This window comes from Streptomyces sp. NBC_01352 (genome assembly GCF_036237295.1).
Lineage (GTDB): Bacteria > Actinomycetota > Actinomycetes > Streptomycetales > Streptomycetaceae > Streptomyces > Streptomyces plumbiresistens.
This window is the reverse complement of sequence record NZ_CP108354.1, coordinates 5,527,108-5,546,573: the sequence shown is the minus strand read 5'-3', so window position 1 is coordinate 5,546,573 and position 19,466 is coordinate 5,527,108. Positions and strand designations below refer to the sequence as shown.

17 protein-coding genes, 2 tRNA genes and 1 pseudogene are annotated in these 19,466 nt (G+C 68.6%); 14 read left to right on the top strand and 6 right to left on the bottom strand.

The window, feature by feature from the left end; genetic code table 11:
* Nucleotides 1–27 precede the first annotated feature (27 nt).
* From gyrA to OG252_RS25690, 3 genes are all read left to right on the top strand, one after another.
* Nucleotides 28–2,622, top strand: a complete 2,595-nt coding sequence (gene gyrA / locus OG252_RS25700; RefSeq protein WP_266436640.1) for a DNA gyrase subunit A — start codon at nt 28–30, stop codon at nt 2,620–2,622.
* An 18-nt stretch (nt 2,623–2,640) separates the two neighbouring features.
* A complete protein-coding gene (locus OG252_RS25695; RefSeq protein ID WP_266436639.1) occupies nt 2,641–3,483 on the top strand; it encodes a DUF3566 domain-containing protein in 843 nt (280 codons plus the stop codon).
* 111 nt (nt 3,484–3,594) lie between these two features.
* Nucleotides 3,595–3,671: transfer RNA gene (locus OG252_RS25690), tRNA-Ile, on the top strand.
* Between the two features lie 236 nt (nt 3,672–3,907).
* On the opposite strand, the gene OG252_RS25685 is transcribed toward OG252_RS25690, so the two are convergent.
* Complete coding sequence (locus OG252_RS25685; RefSeq protein ID WP_329338995.1) at nt 3,908–4,285, bottom strand: DUF6344 domain-containing protein; 378 nt, start codon at nt 4,283–4,285, stop codon at nt 3,908–3,910.
* Between the two features lie 338 nt (nt 4,286–4,623).
* Between OG252_RS25685 and OG252_RS25680 the strand changes: the two genes are divergently transcribed.
* Nucleotides 4,624–4,752, top strand: a complete 129-nt coding sequence (locus tag OG252_RS25680; protein WP_003999697.1) for a DLW-39 family protein — start codon at nt 4,624–4,626, stop codon at nt 4,750–4,752.
* A gap of 166 nt (nt 4,753–4,918) precedes the next feature.
* A complete protein-coding gene (locus OG252_RS25675) occupies nt 4,919–6,286 on the top strand; it encodes a hypothetical protein (RefSeq protein WP_329338993.1) in 1,368 nt (455 codons plus the stop codon).
* Nucleotides 6,287–7,734: 1,448 nt separating this feature from the next.
* On the opposite strand, the pseudogene OG252_RS25670 reads toward OG252_RS25675, so the two are convergent.
* Nucleotides 7,735–8,631, bottom strand: a pseudogene (locus OG252_RS25670) (serine/threonine-protein kinase); the annotation flags it as partial.
* 202 nt (nt 8,632–8,833) lie between these two features.
* Complete coding sequence (locus OG252_RS25665; RefSeq protein WP_053753862.1) at nt 8,834–9,382, bottom strand: helix-turn-helix domain-containing protein; 549 nt, start codon at nt 9,380–9,382, stop codon at nt 8,834–8,836.
* A gap of 182 nt (nt 9,383–9,564) precedes the next feature.
* Here OG252_RS25665 and OG252_RS25660 point away from each other — a divergent pair.
* Nucleotides 9,565–9,637, top strand: a tRNA-Ala gene (locus OG252_RS25660).
* Nucleotides 9,638–9,818: 181 nt separating this feature from the next.
* Here the strand turns inward: OG252_RS25660 and OG252_RS25655 are convergent.
* Nucleotides 9,819–10,532 (bottom strand): DUF5324 family protein, encoded by a 714-nt coding sequence (locus tag OG252_RS25655; RefSeq protein ID WP_329338991.1) that lies wholly within the window; start codon nt 10,530–10,532, stop codon nt 9,819–9,821.
* Between the two features lie 364 nt (nt 10,533–10,896).
* Between OG252_RS25655 and OG252_RS25650 the strand changes: the two genes are divergently transcribed.
* Entirely contained in the window at nt 10,897–11,430 is a 534-nt protein-coding gene (locus OG252_RS25650; RefSeq protein WP_266436628.1) for a peptidylprolyl isomerase, read from the top strand.
* Nucleotides 11,431–11,588: 158 nt separating this feature from the next.
* Nucleotides 11,589–12,476 (top strand): rhomboid family intramembrane serine protease, encoded by an 888-nt coding sequence (locus tag OG252_RS25645; protein ID WP_329338989.1) that lies wholly within the window; start codon nt 11,589–11,591, stop codon nt 12,474–12,476.
* 242 nt (nt 12,477–12,718) lie between these two features.
* Here OG252_RS25645 and crgA read toward each other — a convergent pair whose 3' ends face one another.
* Nucleotides 12,719–12,973, bottom strand: a complete 255-nt coding sequence (gene crgA / locus OG252_RS25640; protein ID WP_266436626.1) for a cell division protein CrgA — start codon at nt 12,971–12,973, stop codon at nt 12,719–12,721.
* A gap of 142 nt (nt 12,974–13,115) precedes the next feature.
* Between crgA and OG252_RS25635 the strand changes: the two genes are divergently transcribed.
* From OG252_RS25635 to OG252_RS25610, 6 genes are read left to right on the top strand one after another with little or no spacing between them, the layout of a single operon-like run.
* Nucleotides 13,116–13,895 (top strand): DUF881 domain-containing protein, encoded by a 780-nt coding sequence (locus OG252_RS25635; protein WP_329338986.1) that lies wholly within the window; start codon nt 13,116–13,118, stop codon nt 13,893–13,895.
* A gap of 28 nt (nt 13,896–13,923) precedes the next feature.
* On the top strand, nt 13,924–14,610 hold the full coding sequence (locus tag OG252_RS25630) for a class E sortase (protein WP_329338984.1): 687 nt from the start codon (nt 13,924–13,926) through the stop codon (nt 14,608–14,610).
* Nucleotides 14,611–14,662: 52 nt separating this feature from the next.
* Complete coding sequence (locus tag OG252_RS25625; RefSeq protein WP_266436623.1) at nt 14,663–14,824, top strand: hypothetical protein; 162 nt, start codon at nt 14,663–14,665, stop codon at nt 14,822–14,824.
* The gene (locus tag OG252_RS25620) at nt 14,821–15,459 is read left to right on the top strand and encodes an aminodeoxychorismate/anthranilate synthase component II (protein ID WP_266436622.1); all 639 of its coding nucleotides are present in this window, start codon (nt 14,821–14,823) and stop codon (nt 15,457–15,459) included. The genes OG252_RS25625 and OG252_RS25620 overlap by 4 nt, the downstream gene beginning before the upstream one ends.
* Nucleotides 15,456–16,568, top strand: a complete 1,113-nt coding sequence (locus tag OG252_RS25615) for a class E sortase (RefSeq protein ID WP_329338980.1) — start codon at nt 15,456–15,458, stop codon at nt 16,566–16,568. The genes OG252_RS25620 and OG252_RS25615 overlap by 4 nt, the downstream gene beginning before the upstream one ends.
* A 13-nt stretch (nt 16,569–16,581) precedes the next feature.
* On the top strand, nt 16,582–17,334 hold the full coding sequence (locus OG252_RS25610; protein ID WP_266436619.1) for a class E sortase: 753 nt from the start codon (nt 16,582–16,584) through the stop codon (nt 17,332–17,334).
* 102 nt (nt 17,335–17,436) lie between these two features.
* Here the strand turns inward: OG252_RS25610 and pknB are convergent, their stop codons facing one another.
* The gene (gene pknB / locus OG252_RS25605; RefSeq protein WP_329338978.1) at nt 17,437–19,458 is read right to left on the bottom strand and encodes a Stk1 family PASTA domain-containing Ser/Thr kinase; all 2,022 of its coding nucleotides are present in this window, start codon (nt 19,456–19,458) and stop codon (nt 17,437–17,439) included.
* Between the last annotated feature and the right edge of the window lie 8 nt (nt 19,459–19,466).

The following is a 19,466-nucleotide window of genomic DNA, read 5'->3' as shown; positions in this document are numbered from 1 at the left end:
CCGCAGCAGAAAGGATCTTCACCAGCAATGGCCGACGACATCACCCCCCTCACGCCCGAAGCGGGCGGCGAGATCGCCCAGCGTGTCGAGCCCGTCGGGCTCGAGACGGAGATGCAGCGCTCGTACCTCGACTACGCGATGTCCGTCATCGTCTCGCGTGCGCTGCCCGACGTCCGGGACGGTCTCAAGCCCGTCCACCGACGCGTCCTGTACGCCATGTACGACGGCGGTTACCGCCCCGAGCGCGGCTTCTACAAGTGCGCGCGTGTGGTCGGCGACGTCATGGGCAACTACCACCCGCACGGCGACTCCTCGATCTACGACGCGCTGGTGCGCCTCGCGCAGTCGTGGTCGATGCGGATGCCGCTGGTGGACTCCAACGGCAACTTCGGCTCTCCGGGCAACGACCCGGCGGCGGCCATGCGCTACACCGAGTGCAAGATGGCGCCGCTGTCCATGGAGATGGTCCGTGACATCGACGAGGAGACCGTCGACTTCACGGACAACTACGACGGCCGCTCCCAGGAGCCGACCGTCCTGCCGGCCCGCTTCCCGAACCTGCTGATCAACGGTTCGGCCGGTATCGCGGTCGGTATGGCGACCAACATCCCGCCGCACAACCTGCGCGAGGTCGCGGCCGGCGCCCAGTGGTACCTGGAGAACTCGGAGGCCTCGCACGAGGAGCTCCTGGACGCGCTCATGGAGCGCATCAAGGGTCCCGACTTCCCGACCGGCGCCCTCGTGGTGGGCCGCAAGGGCATCGAGGAGGCGTACCGCACGGGCCGCGGCTCGATCACCATGCGGGCGGTCGTCGAGGTCGAGGAGATCCAGAACCGTCAGTGCCTGGTGGTCACCGAGCTGCCGTACCAGGTGAACCCGGACAACCTCGCGCAGAAGATCGCCGACCTGGTGAAGGACGGCAAGATCGGCGGCATCGCGGACGTCCGGGACGAGACGTCCTCGCGTACCGGCCAGCGTCTGGTCGTCGTCCTGAAGAGGGACGCGGTCGCCAAGGTCGTACTGAACAACCTCTACAAGCACACCGACCTGCAGACGAACTTCGGCGCCAACATGCTGGCACTGGTGGACGGCGTCCCGCGCACGCTCTCGCTCGACGCGTTCATCCGCCACTGGGTGACGCACCAGATCGAGGTCATCGTCCGGCGTACGAAGTTCCGCCTGCGCAAGGCCGAGGAGCGGGCGCACATCCTGCGCGGCCTGCTGAAGGCCCTGGACGCCATCGACGAGGTCATCGCGCTGATCCGGCGCAGCGACACCGTCGACATCGCGCGCACGGGCCTGATGCAGCTCCTGGAGATCGACGAGATCCAGGCGAACGCGATCCTGGAGATGCAGCTGCGGCGACTGGCCGCCCTGGAGCGCCAGAAGATCGTCCAGGAGCACGACGAACTCCAGGCGAAGATCAGGCTCTACAACGAGATCCTCGCCTCCCCGGTCCGCCAGCGCGGCATCGTCAGCGAGGAACTCGCCGCGATCGTCGAGAAGTACGGCGACGACCGCAAGACCATGCTGGTGCCCTACGACGGCGACATGTCCATGGAGGACCTGATCGCCGAGGAGGACATCGTCGTCACGGTCACCCGCGGCGGCTACGTCAAGCGCACCAAGACCGACGACTACCGCGCCCAGAAGCGCGGCGGCAAGGGCGTGCGCGGGGCGAAGCTCAAGGAAGACGACATCGTCGACCACTTCTTCGTCTCCACGACGCACCACTGGCTGCTGTTCTTCACGAACAAGGGGCGTGTCTACCGGGCGAAGGCGTATGAGCTTCCCGATGCCGGGCGTGACGCGCGTGGACAGCACGTCGCCAACCTGCTGGCCTTCCAGCCGGACGAGGCGATCGCCGAGATCCTCGCGATCCGCACCTACGAGGTGGCGCCGTACCTGGTGCTCGCCACGAAGGGCGGTCTGGTCAAGAAGACGCCTCTGAAGGATTACGATTCGCCGCGCGCCGGTGGCGTCATCGCGATCAACCTTCGGGAGACGGACGACGGTTCGGACGACGAACTGATCGGAGCAGAACTCGTTTCGGCCGAGGATGATCTGCTTCTGATCAGCAGGAAGGCCCAATCGATCAGGTTCACTGCCACGGACGACGCTCTGCGTCCCATGGGCCGTGCCACCTCGGGCGTCAAGGGCATGAGCTTCCGCGAGGGCGACCAGCTGCTCTCGATGAATGTTGTTCGACCCGGTACGTTCGTGTTCACTGCTACGGACGGTGGGTACGCGAAGCGGACCGCCGTCGACGAGTACCGCGTCCAGGGTCGCGGCGGCCTCGGCATCAAGGCCGCCAAGATCGTCGAGGACCGTGGATCGCTCGTCGGTGCGCTGGTGGTCGAGGAGACCGACGAGATCCTCGCCATCACACTGTCGGGCGGTGTGATTCGTACGCGGGTCAGCGGAGTCAGGGAGACGGGCCGTGACACCATGGGCGTCCAACTGATCAACCTGGGCAAGCGCGATGCCGTGGTCGGCATCGCACGTAACGCCGAGGCGGGACGCGAGGCGGAGGAAGTCGACGGCGACGTGGCCGTCGACGAGACCGTCGAAGGTGCCGCGACCACCGGCACGGACGAGGGCGAGGCGCCCTCGCCCGAGTAGCACGAGGAGTGAGTCATCGTGAGCGGAGCCACGGGCGCCGGTTCGGTCGGTACCTCCAGCGGTACCTCTTCCGGTAAGGAAACGGACGGCGGCGGCCGTGGCTCCGCCGCGAACTCGACAAACTCGCACACCACGGACGGGCGCGTGAACGACCCGCATACGACCAACCTGCAGGCGATCAAGTCCCCAGCGACCGAGTCGCCCTCGCCCGACACGCATGGATCCCAGGGGGGAACTGTGACGGACACCCGAGGTCCGCAGGCCCAGCGGCCCGCCACCGGCGCGGGCCAGGCCACGGCCGCTCCGGGCGCCCAGCCTCAGCCGCAGCAGCCGGCCCCGCCGGCGCCGCCCGAGGCGACCTCCCCGCTGCCCGGGGAGCGACAGCCGCAGCAGCCCGCCGGGCCCTACCACCCGCCGCAGGCCTACCCCGGTCAGGCCGCCCCGGCGGGTGCCGTACGCCGCCCCCGCACCGGCGCGCGCACCGTGCCCCGCACCCGCAAGGCACGTCTGCGGGTGGCCAAGGCCGACCCGTGGTCCGTGATGAAGGTCAGCTTCCTGCTCTCCATCGCGCTGGGCATCTGCACGATCGTCGCGGCCGCCGTGCTGTGGATGGTCATGGACGCGATGGGCGTCTTCTCGACGGTCGGCGGCACGATCTCGGAGGCCACCGGCTCGAACGAGTCGAACGGCTTCGACCTCCAGTCGTTCCTGTCCCTCCCGAACGTCCTGATGTTCACGACGATCATCGCGGTCATCGACGTCGTCCTCGCGACCGCCCTCGCGACCCTCGGCGCGTTCATCTACAACCTCTCCGCGGGCTTCGTCGGCGGCGTCGAGCTGACGCTGGCGGAGGACGAGTGAGCGTGCCGTTTCCCGCCTGCTGACGGTCTCCGGTTATCGATTTTGGGACTGCCCACGTCGTGCGCTAATCTTCAGGAGTCAGCGCGCGGGACACACACCGCAGAGCGCGGCGGGGCTATAGCTCAGTTGGTTAGAGCGCATCCCTGATAAGGATGAGGCCACAGGTTCAAATCCTGTTAGCCCCACCATCGAGAAGACCCCCAACCGGTCATGGTTGGGGGTCTTTCGTTCGTTGGGCCAACGGCTGGTTCGACTGTTGGATCGACTGCCTGTGGTGTCGGTCCTCGTGGTCTCAGCAAGAGTGCCGGCGCCCTCTCGTGTCACGCAGTCGAGCCCCGACCGGGTGCGGTCGGGGCTCGATGTGCTGGCCGGGCGTACGCAAGTTCGCCGTTACGTCAGTGTGCGGTGCGGTCGGTGCGTGCGGTCAGCGCAGGAGAGGTGTCGAGAGGTCGCGCGCTGGGTCAGGGTCCGTGTCCGCGCTCGACTCGGTGCTCGACTCCGCACCCGCACCCGCACCCGCTTCCGTGTCAGCGTCCGTCGACGGGCGGTGGCGGCAGCTGGGGGTCTTGCCGTGGGCCTCGGCGCGGATGCGCTGTTTCATCGTGGGGGGCAGGTCCCTGGTCGAGGACCGGCACCAGAGGGGCGTCGCCGGTGTCGTCGTGTGTGCGGTGCTGTTGCGGGGCGTCCCGGTCTGCGGTACGGCCGCGGCGGCGGTCGTCGTGATCAGGCCGAGCGTCGTGCACAGCGCCAGGAAGGCGGTGACGATGGCGGTCCACAGCTTCATGACCTTGTTCTGGGCCATGGCCCCTCACTTTCGGGTTGGGCGATTTGCGTACTTTCCTCATCATGTGTATGAGGGTCGCGAAGTGGTGGACCGACGCCCGTGGCGCGTCGATCTTCCGATGAACACCACACGGATGGGTGCAAGGGCGGCGAAAAGGAGGGTATGCGGGAGAAGAATGGTCAAAATCGCCGTTCGTGAGGGTGTGATCACCCTCTGATCGGAGCGTCTCCGTCCGCTTCTTTTGCTGTGTTCCGGACGGGAGTTGAGGGCCCGACGTAGGTCACCGATCGGTCTCGGTCGGTGTGTATAGTCGGGCGCCAGAAGTCCCCTACGTCAAGGAAAGACGAGGTCGCGCGGTGAAGAAGCTTCTCCTGGTCGCACTGGCCGCCATCGGCGGGCTCCTCGTGTACCGCCAGATCCAGGCGGATCGCGCCGAGCAGGATCTGTGGACGGAGGCGACTGACTCCGTGCCCACGGGTTCCTGAGTACCGACAACGGATTCTGAACAGACCCCGACCGCCTCGCGGTCGGGGTTTTGTGTTGCGAGTCGGGTGTTTCGGACGCTCGTACGGATTGCGCGGATGTCATGCGGCGCTGCGGGGCAGGATGGGCCACGGTCCCGGTCCGGTGTACGACGAGGGGTGACGCGTGATGGGGCGGCGTACGGCGTGGTGGCGGGCGGCGGCACGGCGTGGTCGTGGGCCCGTGGTGCGGGTGGCCGCCGTGGGCGTGGTGCTGGGGATGGCGGCGGCGGTACCGGGCGGGTCGCCCGCGGTGGCGGCCGGAGCTCCGGGCTCGTACGCCTTCGACGAGGACGCCCGGTCGGTACGGGGCGCCACGAGCACCGGCGAAGCCGAACGCCTGGCACCCGGCACGACGTACCGCAGTTCACTCCCTGCCACCGGCGAGCGCTACTACCGCCTCGAACTCGACGCCACGTCGAACGCGTACGTCTCCGTCACGGCCGTCCCTCCCCCCGGCGCCACGGTTTCCGCCGGCGACGGCGTCAAGGTGTCGCTCCAGGACGCCGACAGCCACACCTGCTCCGTCGACACGGTCAGCATCGGGGCCGGCCGGAGTGCCCATCCCATCACGGCGATGGGGGAGCGCGAGGCCACGCGCAGTGGGTCCATATGCAAGGGGGCCGGCACGTTCTACGTGGTCGTCGAGCGTGTCCAGAGGACGGCTGAGGTCTCCCCTTCATTGCTCGGCGAGTGGGATCTCGAGCTCGACCCCGTGTCGGAGCCCGGACTCACGCAGGCCGGTGCGACGAGCGCGCCCGAGGTCTGGGACTCGGCCTCACCCGCGCCCCCCAGCGGCGAAGCGAAGCGCCGCGAGGGCGGTGCGGGCTTCGGAGCGGCGACGTCCCTGGGCGAGGGAGTCTGGCAGGACGACGTCCGGCCCGGGCAGACACTCTTCTACGAGGTACCCGTGGACTGGGGGCAGCAGCTCTACGCCACCGCCGAACTGGGCAGCGCGAGCAGCGACACGGGTTTCGTGCCCAGTGCGCTGACCCTGTCCCTCTACAACCCCGTGCGTGCCCCCGTCGACTACGACGGGGTCGGCTACGACGGCAGCCAGCGGTCGGCGGCGCTTCGACCGCTGCCGCCGGTCGCCTACGCTAACCGGTTTGACGTGTCTGACCACGTCAGCGGCATGCGGTTCGCCGGTTCGTACTACCTCGTCGTCCATCTCGCCGCCCAGACCGCCGACGACTTCGGTGACGGTCCCTTCGACCTGGCCCTGCGCGTGCGGGTCGCGCACGGCGCGGAGGCCGCTCCCGCGTACGCGGGGCAGTCCGAGCCGCGGGACATCTTCCAGGTCACGGCACAGGGGCAGCGGGAGACGGCGGCGTCGGAGGGCGGGGCGGCGTCTGCGTCGCGCGGGAATGCCTTGATGAAGGTCATCGCCGCGGGGGGTCTCGGCGGGGGAACCGTGGTGCTGGTGGTACTTGGGGTATGGACGGGGCTGGGGCGACGGCGGGAGCCGGTGAGAACGCGCGGTGCCCCCGGCCGGTGACGCTTGACGGCTCGGTGTAGGGCCGAGGTTGCTCAGACCTGGGTCAGCGCCCAGAAACCCACGGCATAGCAGGCGAGCGCGAGCAGCAGAAGCGAGATCGCCACCTTGGCGGGCGGGCCGCCGCGGCGTGCGGAGCGGGCTGCTCGATGGCGCGGCTGTGAAATCGCCTGCGCGGGAGGTGGAACCTGCGGGCTCTGAGCGGTGTACGAAGCAGTAGAGGGTTCAGCGCGATGGTGCGAGGCGTGCGAGGCGGCGGCCGTTGCGGGGGTGTGAGGGGAGTAGTGGGGGGCGGCGGCGTGAGGTGGGGAGGAGGAGAGGACGTGGGTGGGGTCGTGGGGGGAGACGTGGAAGGGCGGGGCCGGGGGAGCCGGGTGGGGTTGAGTGTGTGGCTGTGCCTGTGCCTGTGGCTGTGGCTGTGGTTGCCAGTGGTGCGGCTGTGGGGTGGGTGTCTGGGGGGAGGACGGGGCAGCGGTGGTCTGCGGGGGCGGCAGGAGGAAGCTGCCGGTGTCCGACATCGAGGGCTGTTGCGTGCGGGCGGACGGTCGCGGGTGGGCGGTAGGCGGCGCAGGGGCGTGAGTGGGCGGCGACGGCGTTGCGCCGACCGGGGTGGATACCGATCCGATTCCTTGTCGACCTTCGGGGGATACGGACTCCACGCCCTGGCCGACTGGATTGGCCGCGCTCGGCTCGGGCGGCGGCGCGGTGCCTGTAGCGGGGGTATTGGGTACGTGGCCCGAGTCGGCTTGGGCGGCGGCCATGGGGCCCGTGCCCGGTGTGGGCGTGAAGGAGCCCGTGCCTGGGCTGGGCGTGAGGGGATCCGTGCCGGAGGCGGGCAAGGAGGAGTCCGTACCGGTGTGGGCGGCCCCGGGGCCGTGGCCATGTCGTGCGACCGAGGCCGCGCCGGCCGATCCGGAAACCGGGGGCGCATCTCCCGGCAGGGAAGCCGCATGCCCTTTCTCTGGACGGAGACGGAACGGGATGCCGGCGGCTTCTGGGTGGGCGGGCGGACCTTCTCCGGGACGGAAAGGCGCACCTTCCCCCGGTATCGAGGAGATGCCACCGCCTGCCGACCCGGCGGTCCCTGCCGTCGGCGCGGCTGCTCCCTCCACCGGCCGAGGGCCCTCTGCCGACCGGGCAGCTTGCTCCGACGACCGGGCTACTTCCACCGCCTCGGCAGCTTCCTCCACCGCCACGAGCTCGTCCACGGCCTTGGCGGCAGCTCCCTCTGCCTGCCCCGTAGCTCCCTCCGCCGACCAGGCCGCCTCCACCGGCGCGTCGGCTCCCTCGGCTCCCTGCGCCGACCGGGACCTCAGTGCCGACCCGTCGGGCCCCACCGCCGACCGAGCGTCCACTGCCGACGGGGAGGCCCCCTCTGCCGGTGGGAAAGCTCCTGCCGTCGACTGGGAAGAAGCCCCCTCGGCCGACCACCGCGAAGTCGCTCCCGTCTCCACTCCGGGTGCCCGCTTGAGTGGGCCGGTCGGGGCGAAGCCGGGGGGCAGGGGGCCGAGTTGGTCGAAGATCTCGATGGTCTCGTCGTCGGGGCCGGGTTCCGGAAGGAGTTCGGCGGCCGAGGCGAGTGCCTTGCGCGCGCCCGTTGCCGTGCGGAAGCGGGCGTGCGGGTCGGGCTGGAGGAGCGAGGCCACGACCTGCCACAGCGGGTCTGGAATGCCCTGGGGGGCACTCGGGGTGCCGTGCGCGGCAAAGTACTGGATCAGGGCCTTGGCATCCGGCTTGGCGCCCTGGAGGAGGTACAGCGCGGTCAGTCCCACGGCGAACAGGTCGGCGGGGAAGTCCGGTTCGGCGCCCATCATCTGCTCGGGGGCGAGATAACCGGGCGTCCCCACCACGAGGTTGGTCTCCGTCAGGCGTGGCTCGCCCAGCCGCATCGCGATGCCGAAGTCGGACAGCCGTAGCCGGGGCCGTCCCATGCCGGTGGCTTCGAGGAGCACGTTGGCGGGCTTGATGTCCCGGTGGACGACGCCTTCCGCGTGCACCGCGGCGAGGCCCGCCAGGAGTTGGTCGAGCAGGGTGCAGACGAAGGCGGGTGGGAGAGGGCCGTAGTCGCCGATCAGGTGGACCAGCGAACCGCCGGCGACCAGGTCCATGGTGAACAGGACCTTGTCGTCGTCGGCGGCCCAGCTGGCGGGTGCGAGCACATGAGGGTGGTCGATCCGCAGCGCCTGTTCACGGACGAAGCGCAACAACGCGTGCGCGTCGCTCTGTTGCAGGACCTTGGCGGCGACATACCGGCGGCGGCGGTGGTCCCAGGCGCGCCAGACGGCGCCCACTCCTCCGCGTCCGATCGGGTCGGCCAGTTCGTACCGGCCGGCGAAGACCTCACCCATGGCTGTGCGTCGCCCCTCCCCCTTCGGTTACCCCCTTGCTTCTCCTGCTTCCCCCGTGATGAGCGATACGACCCCTCTCGCGCCCTCGTCGCTTAGGGACACACCCCCGCGTGTCCCTCCCGGCGAAGGCCGCGACCCCCTCGCGTTCCTCCTCGGCCGTCGGCCCGGCTGCCGAACCCCCTTCGGTGGCCGGGCCGCGGGTTCAGCTCTGGTGGGACTGGTAGTGCGTGACCGCGTCGGAGGTGCGGCCGGCGCCGTACACCCGGAGGAACTCTGCCAGTTCCGGGTGGGTCGGGGCGAGAGTGTCGGCCGCCTCGATGATGTCTCCCGCGGCGGCCACCGAGCGCAGCAGCGACTGGATCTCGCGGACCACCCGCTTGACCGTGGGCGCTCCCGAACTGCTGGTTGTCTGTGTGGTGTTGCTGAGCACCGAGCCCCCCTGCGACTTCTTGATCTCGTCCATGCGGTCGGTCGCCTCGGCCGCACTCACGCTGCCGTCCGCCACCTGTCCCGCGAGGTCCTGGAGCAGTTGCACTCGCTGGACCACGGCAGGATTGCCGATCTTCGCCCGCTGGCCGCTCATCAGCTGCGACAGCATCGGTGCGGACAGTCCCAGAACCCCCGCGAGACGAGCCTGGTTGAGACCAAGATCATCTATGAGCTTACGGAAGAGCGCCCCCAGCGGCTCCCCGTACCAGTTCCGCTGCAGTTCCCGCGCTCTTGCGGTGGCTTCCTGCTGTGCGGCGTCCATTGCGTCTCCCCATCGCTTCCCCAAAAACGGTGGTTCGCTGTAGCGAACCACGCGGAGCATCTTACGGAGAGTGGTCGTCCACGGGGACCCCCCATCTTTTTGCGAGATCCTGGGGGTGACCCGGTACTCTGGTCAGCGTCGTCACCCGGTATGCGGTTCTTCCGGGCGGGCGGCCATTTTCCGGGGCCTTAGCTCAGTTGGTAGAGCGCTGTCTTTGCATGGCAGATGTCAGGGGTTCGACTCCCCTAGGCTCCACGCACCAAACGCCCCCTGATCTGCGGAAACGCAGTTTCAGGGGGCGTTTTGCATGGTCATACCGGGGTGGCCTGGGCGAGTGGACGCTGTTTCACGTGAAACCGGCCCAACCCGTGGCCCGCTCAAGGCAGTTGTGGGGCGGAGGACCGCTCGGTCCTCCGCCCCACAGTGAGAGTCTTGCTCACCCGCGTTCGTCGCGGTGCGCAGCCTCCTCCTCGGCCTGCTTGGCCTGTACCTCAGGGTCGAGTACTGCCTGGCCGCTGCCGTCGACCGAGGTCAGATGGCTCGACTCCGGTACCTCGGTCGCGGCGGGCGGCTCGACCAGCCAGTCCGGGTTGGCCTGCTTGTCCCACCACTTCCAGGCGGCGAAGGCGCCGCCCGCGACCAGGCCCGCCACCGCCAGCGCCTTGGCGAGCCGGCCGGCCCGCGCCCGCCGCTCGTGCTTGCGGACGAGTTTCTGGATCTCCTTGGGCGAGACCTGGCCGCGCAGGGCGGCCACGGCGGCCACGCTACGGGCGGCAGCCTCGTCGCGGACGGGACCGGCCACGGCCACGGCCTGTTCGATCCGCGGTCGGGAGTAGTCGGCGGCCTGCTTGGCGGCCATACGGGTACGGGTCGCGGCCTCGTGTGCGGCCTGGTCGACCTTCGGCGGGACATGTGCGAGAGCCTGCGAGCGGGCCGACTCCAGACGCGGCGCGAGATGAGCGTCGTACTGGACACGAGCCTGGTCGGCGGCCTGCGACACCTTCGGCGCGAGCCGTACGCGTGCCTCGTGTGCGTAGTGTGCGGCCCTGTCCTTGGCCGTGTCGGCGTAGGGCGCCACCACTTCCGCGGCGTGCAGCACGCTGTCCTTCGCCGAGCCGGTCGCGGCGCGCACGCTGTCGATGCGGGTCACGGGTTCCTCCTCCTCGGTGGCGTACGGTATTTCGACTTTCCACCCTTTTACGGATCATGCCTGTCCGGGAGCGCCGGAGCATGTGAGGGCGGGCATCCGGGTCACAGCCACAGACTCCGGATGATCTCCGATCAAGAACTGCTCAAGATCCGATCACGTGTAATAGCGGATGAATACAGGGCAACAGGAGCTTGTCGTCGACAATGCCACGGATCGCCGCCATGCGCCCCCGGCCCGAGGCCACTCGACCGGATTTCTGCATGCGAAACCGCCGAACGCCGGGCGCCCGGGCGGGTGCCGGACGACGCACGGCAGGAACCATGCAAGGATCGGAAGGGCACAGAAGGACAACGGAAGGCAGATCGTGGCCGAGCAGCTTTACGCCACCCTGAAGACGAACCACGGCGACATCGAAGTCCGGCTCCTGCCGAACCACGCCCCCAAGACGGTCCGTAACTTCGTCGAACTCGCTCAGGGCGAGCGGGAGTGGACCCACCCGGCCACCGGCGAGAAGTCCACCAAGAAGCTCTACGACGGCACGGTCTTCCACCGGGTGATCAGTGGCTTCATGATCCAGGGCGGCGACCCGCTCGGCACCGGCATCGGCGGCCCGGGCTACGAGTTCGAGGACGAGTTCCACCCGGACCTCTCCTTCAGCAAGCCCTACCTGCTGGCCATGGCGAACGCCGGCCCGGGCACCAACGGCTCGCAGTTCTTCGTCACCGTCTCCCCGACGGCCTGGCTGAACCGCAAGCACACGATCTTCGGCGAGGTCACCGACCCGGCCAGCCAGAAGGTCGTGGACGCCATCGCCGCCGTCCCGACCACCCGACCGAACGACCGCCCGGTCAAGGACGTCGTCATCGAGTCGGTCGTCATCGAGACCCGCCAGGGCTGATCCCCCCCAAGAGCCCTCGAAGGCCCCGAGACCCCCGAGGCCCCCGCGATCCGCGCGACCGGTAACCTCTCCGGCCTGCGCGAAGGGAACCAAACGCCCCGTTCATCCGTAAGGATGGACGGGGCGGTGCATGTCTGTACGACGACTTAGGGGATGTCATGGACCAGGCGGCGAGTAGTTCACAGGACGCCCGAAGCCTGCCCGGCTGCTACCGGCACCCGGACCGCGAGACCGGCATCAGCTGCACCCGCTGCGAGAAGCCGATCTGCCCCGAGTGCATGATCAGCGCCTCCGTCGGCTTCCAGTGCCCCGACTGCGTCCGCGGCGGCTCCGGCACCGGCCACGCCCCCACCGCGTCCCAGCCCCGCACCATCGCGGGCGGCACCATCGCGGCGGATCCCCGGCTGGTCACCAAGATCCTCGTCGGCATCAACCTCGCGGTGTTCATCGCCATCCGGGCGTCGGACTCGCTGGCGACCGAACTGGCCCTCATCGGCGCCTGGCCGCCGGCCCCGTTCTCGCCCACCATGGGCGTCGCGGACGGCCAGTGGTACCGCCTGGTCACCTCGATGTTCGCCCACCAGGAGATCTGGCACATCGGGTTCAACATGCTCAGCCTGTGGTGGCTCGGCGGCCCCCTCGAAGCCGCCCTGGGCCGCGCCCGCTACCTCGCCGTCTACTTCGCCTCGGGCCTCGCGGGCAGCGCGCTCGCCTATCTGCTCGCCTCCCCGACCACGGCCACCCTCGGCGCCTCCGGTGCCGTCTTCGGGCTCTTCGGCGCCACCGCCGTCCTGATGCGCCGCCTCAACTACGACCTGCGGCCGATCATCGCCCTGTTGGTGATCAACCTCATCTTCACCTTCAACCCGGGCTTCAACATCTCCTGGCAGGCCCACATCGGCGGCCTCGTCGCCGGCTTGATCACCGGCTACGCCATGGTCCACGCCCCGCGCGAGCGCCGCGCGCTGATCCAGTACGGCACCTGTGCGCTGGTCCTGGCCGTGGTCGTGATCGTGACTGTGTTGAGGACCGCGCAGCTCACCTGAGCTGCGGTTGTCCACAGTGTGTGGCGAATCTTGTGCATACCGTGCGGGAACAGGTGTGCCCCCTGTCGCTGACCTGTGTTTCCGCAGGTCGGACAGGGGGCGAACAAGCTTTCGGTTGCCGGTGTGTCAGTCACACCGGCGTCAACACCCGATGGGTTATCCACAGATCGTCTTTCTTTTCCCCATGTGGAAAACCGCTGTGGATAACTCAGTGGATACCCCTGGGCAGAGCCCAGCGGCCGCTACTTCCACTGTGTGGAGACACCGAATCCCGCCGCGATGAAGCCGAAGCCCACCACGATGTTCCAGTTGTCGAGAGAGTCGATCGGCAGTGACCCGTCCGTCACGTAGAAGACGACGATCCAGGCGAGTCCGATGAGGAACATGGCCAGCATCACGGGTGCGACCCAGGAGCGGCTGGTCAGCTTGATGGCGGTCGCCTGCTTCGCCGGGGGCGGCGTGTAGTCGGCCTTCTTGCGGATACGTGACTTCGGCACGAGGGTCTCTCCTGTCGATGCGCTGCGTGGCCGCGCAGGGAACTGGGGCGGGCTCCGGGGCAGCGTACAAGGGGACACTTAGTGCTCCCCCGGGCGTCCGTTAGCGTAGTGCTTCCGCGGCGCCGAAGGAGATAAGGGTACGTTGAGCAATTCTGCCGACTCCCCCGGGACGGGATCCAGCCCTGCCGGCCGGCGGCGTTTCCGGCCCGTGCGGGTGCTCACGGCAGCCGTCTTCGCTCTCGCGGGGCTCATCTTCTTCACGAGTTTCAACACGGCCAAGGGCACCAACATCCGGACGGACGCGTCCTTGCTGAAGCTGTCGGACCTCATCCATGAGCGCAGCCAGAAGAACGGCGAGCTGGACGAGTCCAACGGCGCCCTGCGGCAGGGCAACGAGGCGCTGGCCGATCGCGACGACGGCAGCACCAAGGCCGAGGACGACAAGCTCGCGGCCCTGGAGGAGAGCGCGGGCACGCAGAAGCTCACGGGCAAGGCGGTCTCGGTCACCCTCAACGACGCCCCGCCGGACGCGACCGCCAAGCTCCCCGGCTATCCCGAGCCGCAGCCCGACTACCTGGTCATCCACCAGCAGGACCTCCAGGCCGTGGTCAACGCCCTGTGGAAGGGCGGCGCCAAGGGCATCAAGGTCATGGACCAACGGCTGATCTCGACCAGCGCCGTGCGCTGCGTGGGCAACACGCTGATCCTGCAGGGCCGCGTCTACTCGCCGCCGTACAAGATCACCGCGGTCGGTGACCCGGACGCGTTGCAGAAGGCGCTGGCGGAGAGCCCGGCGATCCAGAACTACATGGTGTACGTCAACGTCTACGGGCTCGGCTGGAAAGTCGAGGAGGACGGGGCGGTGACTCTTCCCGGCTACTCGGGCACAGTGGATCTGCAGTACGCGAAGCCCGTGGAGTGAGTCCCGAGTAGGCCCTCAGGAGCTGCCGGTGCGCGTCGTCGTCAGGACCGTCAGTGAGTTGTGCATCACCGCCGGTGCCCTGATCGTGCTGTTCGTCGTCTATGTGCTGTTCTGGACCGGTGTGAAGGCCGACCATGTGATGGACGACCAGATCGACCGCTTGCAGGACCAGTGGGCGCAGGAGCCCGTGCGGCCCACGACGTCGGCGGGTGCCTCCGAGAGTCCGGCCGAGCCGGCGCCGTACCGGGCGGGGAAGCCGTTCGCGATCATGTACATCCCGCGTCTTGGTTTCACGTGGAACAAGCCGGTCCTGGAGAACACCGCCACGAACACCCTGAAGAAGGGCCTCGGCCACTACGCGGGCACCGCGCAGCTCGGGCAGAAGGGCAACTTCGCGGTCGCCGGGCACCGGCGCACGTACGGGGATCCCTTCAAGGACTTTCCGAAGCTGCGGCGGCGCGATGCGGTGGTGCTGACGGACGGGACGACGTGGTTCACGTATCGGATCGACAAAGGCCCCTACAAAACAGTGCCCTCGGACGTCGAGGTGATCGACCCTGTGCCACGTAAGTCGGGGTATACGCGCCCGGGCCGCTACCTCACACTGACCACGTGTGATCCGGAGTGGGGGCACAGCCACCGGCTGATCGTCTGGGCGCATCTCGACTCCACACAGCCTGTGGAGGCAGGGAAACCACCGGCCCTGCGCCGTTAGTCTGGTGCGGTACGGCGTGAGTCTGGTGCCGTGGTGCGACGGAAGGGACGGCATGTACAGCTTTATCTGGCGGCATCTGCCGGGGAACGCCTGGGTGAAGGCGCTCATCTCACTCGTGCTGGTCGTTGGTGTCGTGTACGTCCTGTTCCAGTACGTCTTTCCGTGGGCCGAACCGCTGCTGCCCTTCAACGATGTGACGGTGGACAACCAGTGAGTGCGCGGATTCTCGTCGTCGACAACTACGACAGCTTCGTCTTCAACCTGGTCCAGTACCTGTACCAGCTGGGCGCCGAGTGCGAGGTGCTGCGCAACGACGAGGTGTCGACGGCGCACGCCCAGGACGGCTTCGACGGCGTGCTGCTGTCGCCGGGGCCGGGGACGCCCGAGGAGGCAGGGGTCTGCATCGAGATGGTGCGCCACTGCGCCGCGACCGGTGTGCCCGTCTTCGGCGTGTGCCTGGGCATGCAGTCGATGCAGGTGGCGTACGGCGGTGTCGTGGACCGTGCGCCCGAACTGCTGCACGGCAAGACCTCGCTGGTCGAGCACGAGGGCGGGGGCGTCTTCGCCGGGCTGCCGACGCCCTTCACGGCGACCCGTTACCACTCGCTGGCCGCCGAGCCGGCCACGGTTCCGGCCGAGCTAGAGGTCACCGCCCGCACCCACGACGGCATCATCATGGGACTGCGCCACCGGGAGCTGCCCGTCGAGGGTGTGCAGTTCCACCCCGAGTCGGTACTGACGGAACACGGGCACCGGATGCTGGCCAACTGGCTGGTGCAGTGCGGGGACCAGGGCGCGGTGGCGAGGTCGGTGGGGCTCGCCCCGGTGGTGGGCAGGGCCACGGCGTGACCGCGCTGCGCCCCGAGCGCGAGGACTCGTACGGCGGGGTGCCGTACGAGTCGTACGACTCGGTGCCGTACGAAACGTCCGCCGGTCGCGAGGTGCCGTACGAACCCTCCGTGGGCCGCGAGGTGCCGTACGAAGCGCCGGTCGCCCCCGAGGCGCCGTACGAACCTCCCATCGACGACGAGACGGTGGCGCTGCGGATACCCGAGCCGCCGACGCGTCCGATCGGCGGCGAGTCCATATCCGCCACTGACGCTTCATCCGCCTCGTCCGCCACAGGAACCCCCATGGGCGGCCGTGCGGCCCGCAGAAGGGCCGCCAAGCGCCGTGGCGGGCGTCATGGGGCCGGTGGGGGGACGGCGGCGGAGCCGTCGGAGTCTTCCGACGAGGGCAGGCCGCTCTCCCGGGTGGAGGCGCGGCGGCAGGCGCGGGCGCGCAAGCCCGGTGCGGCGGTCGTCGCGAGCCGGGCGATCGGTGAGGTGTTCATCACCACGGGCGTCCTCATGCTGCTGTTCGTCACCTACCAGCTGTGGTGGACGAACGTCCGGGCGCATGCGCAGGCGGACAGGGAGGCGAGCAGCCTCCAGGACGACTGGGCGAACGGCAAGCGCAACCCCGGGACGTTCTCGCCGGGGCAGGGCTTCGCCCTCCTGCACATCCCCAAGCTGGACGTGGTGGTGCCGATCGCGGAGGGCGTCAGCAACAAGAAGGTGCTGGACCGGGGCATGGTCGGCCACTACGCCGAGGATCCGCTGAAGACGGCGATGCCCGAGGCGAAGACCGGCAACTTCGGGCTCGCGGGCCACCGCAACACGCACGGGGAGCCGTTCCGGTACATCAACAAGCTACAGCCGGGCGACGCGATCGTCGTGGAGACGCAGGACGAGTACTTCGTCTACAAGATGGCGAAGATGCTGCCGGTGACGTCGCCGAGCAACACGAGCGTGCTGGATCCCGTGCCGCCGGGGTCGGGATTCACGACGACGGGTCGCTACATCACCCTCACCACGTGCACTCCGGAGTTCACCAGCAAGTACCGGTTGATCGTCTGGGGCAAGATGGTCGAGGAACGGCCGCGCAGCAAGGGCAAGCCGGATGCGCTCGTCGAGTAGGGGCAGATGACAAGTGGCAGCGACCACCGACGGCACCGCAGAGCAGACCGACATGTCCGGGCCCGCGCCGGCACCGCGCCGCCGCGGCATGGGCCGGATCGCCATGGCGGTCAGTGTCTTCGGTGAACTCCTCATCACGGCGGGCCTGATCCTCGGCCTCTTCGTCGTCTACTCGCTCTGGTGGACGAACGTCCTCGCCGACCGCAAAGCGGACCAGCAGGGCGACAAGGTCCGTGACACCTGGTCCCAGAAGGACACCGGGCCCGGCGCGCTGGACACCAGGGAAGGCATCGGCTTCCTCCACGTGCCCGCGATGAAGAACGGCGAGGTCCTGGTCGAGAAGGGCACGTCGTCGAAGATCCTCAACGACGGCGTCGCCGGCTACTACACCGACCCGGTCAAGTCCGCTCTCCCCACCTCCGGCAAGAAGGGCAACTTCAGCCTCGCCGCCCACCGCGACGGCCACGGCGCGAAGTTCCACAACATCGACAAGCTCAAAGAGGGCGACCCCATCGTCTTCGAGACGAAGGACAAGTGGTACGTCTACAAGGTCTACGCGATCCTTCCCGAGACCTCGAAGTACAACGTCAAGGTCCTGTCGGCGGTCCCCAAGGAGTCCGGCAAGAAGAAGGCGGGCCACTACATCACCCTGACGACCTGCACTCCGGTGCTCACGTCCCGGTACCGGTACGTCGTCTGGGGAGAGCTGGTGCGGGTGGACGCGGTGAACAACGAGCGGACGCCGCCCAAGGAACTGAGCAGCTGACCCGGGTCCTTCGAGGACGACCACAGAACGAAGCCCCGGCGCCCTCTGGTGAGGGTTCCGGGGCTTCGTTCGTGTCGCGAGCGACGGTGGTGAGCGGGTAGGTCACTCCTCCGTGCGGGCCGCCGTTCCGGTCGGGCCTCCGAAGATGTTGCCGTCGTCGCCGCCGTTCCCGCCGTTGCCGTTGCCGCCGTTGCCGATGCCGATGGTGGTCAGGTTGACCTGGGTATTGGCGGGGTCGTCAACCTCGCTGCCCGCGCCCGGGTCCTGCTGGCTCACGAAGGCGGTATCACTCTGATCGCTGCCGTTGGCGAACTGGATGTTGTTGAAGCCGGCCGCGTTGAGGATCTGCTTGGCCTGACCGACGGTCTGGCCGACGACGTTCGGGACCTCCGTCTTGTCCGCCGCCTTGCCGATCTGGATGTTGACCGCGGAGTTCTTGTCAGCCTGTTGGCCTGCCGACGGCGTGGTCTGGATGACCTTGCCGATCTGGTTGACGTCGTTGGTCTCGACCTCGGTGCAGTTTCCGACCAGGTTGCTGGCCGTCATCTGGGCCTTGGCCTCGTCACAGGTCCTGCCTAGGACGTCCGGGACCGTGGCCTTCTCCTCGGCCTTGGCGATGGTGAGGGTGATCGTGGAGCCCTTCTCCACTTCCTCGCCCTTGACCGGGTCCTGGTCGAGGACGGAGCCCGGGTCGTCCGAGGACTCCCGCGTTTCCGTCTTGACCGTGAACTCGTAGTCGTCGCCGCTGAGCTGTTCCTTGGCCTCGTCGACGGGCAGGCCGATCACGCTGGGGACGGTGACCTTCGGGGCGCCGGTCGACACGACCAGGTTGACCGTCGTGTCCTTCTGGACCTTCGTCTCGGGCTTCGGGTCCTGCTCGCAGACCTGTCCCTTGGGCTGGGCCTCGCAGGCCTTCTCCGAGGTCGTGAACTTCAGACCGGCATTGATCGCCTGTTTCTGGGCGTCGTCCTGCGTCTGACCGATGAAGTTCGGCACGGCGACCGTGCTGTTGCTCACCCCGCCGCCATCGAAGATCCACTTGCCGATGAGGATCGCGCCGACCAGCACCAGGACACCGGCCACGACCAGCAGGATCGTCGAGGTGTTCGACTTCTTCTGGCGGCGCCGGTCCGGGCGGTCGTCGTAGCCGTAGCCGCCGTCGTCCGGGTTCATGGGCGGCAGCATGGTCGTGGCGCCCGCGTCGGCGCGCAGGGCCGTCGTCGGCTGGTCGTCGGGGTAGCCGCCGTAGCCGACCGAGCCCATCGCGGCCGTGGCCGCGACCGGCTGGCCGTCAAGGCAGGCCTCGATGTCGATGCGCATCTCGTCGGCGGACTGGTAGCGGTAGTTCGGGTCCTTGACCAGGGCCTTCAGGACGATGGCGTCCATCTCGGGCGTGAGCTCGGGGTCGAACACCGACGGGGGCTGGGGCTCCTCCCGTACGTGCTGGTACGCGACCGCCACCGGGGAGTCGCCCACGAAGGGCGGCCGGACCGTCAGGAGCTCGTAGAGCAGACAGCCGGTGGAGTAGAGGTCGGACCGCGCGTCCACCTGCTCGCCCTTGGCCTGCTCAGGGGAGAGGTACTGGGCGGTGCCGATGACCGCGGAGGTCTGCGTCATCGTCATGCCGGAGTCGCCCATGGCGCGGGCGATGCCGAAGTCCATCACCTTGACCTGGCCGTTGCGCGTCAGCATGACGTTGGCGGGCTTGATGTCACGGTGGACGATGCCGGCCCGGTGCGAGTACTCCAGGGCCTGCAGGATGCCGATGGTCATCTCCAGCGTGCGCTCCGGCAGCAGCCTGCGGCCGCTGTGGAGAAGCTCACGGAGGGTGGAGCCGTCGACGTACTCCATGACGATGTACGGGATCGAGACCCCGTCGATGTAGTCCTCGCCCGTGTCGTAGACCGCGACGATCGCGGGATGGTTGAGCGAGGCGGCCGACTGGGCCTCCCGGCGGAACCGGGCCTGGAAGGACGGGTCGCGCGCGAGGTCCGCGCGCAGCGTCTTCACCGCCACGGTGCGGCCGAGCCGGGTGTCATGTGCGAGGTATACCTCCGCCATGCCACCACGGCCGAGCACCTGGCCCAGCTCGTACCGGCCGCCGAGGCGACGCGGCTCTTCCATAGCTTCCT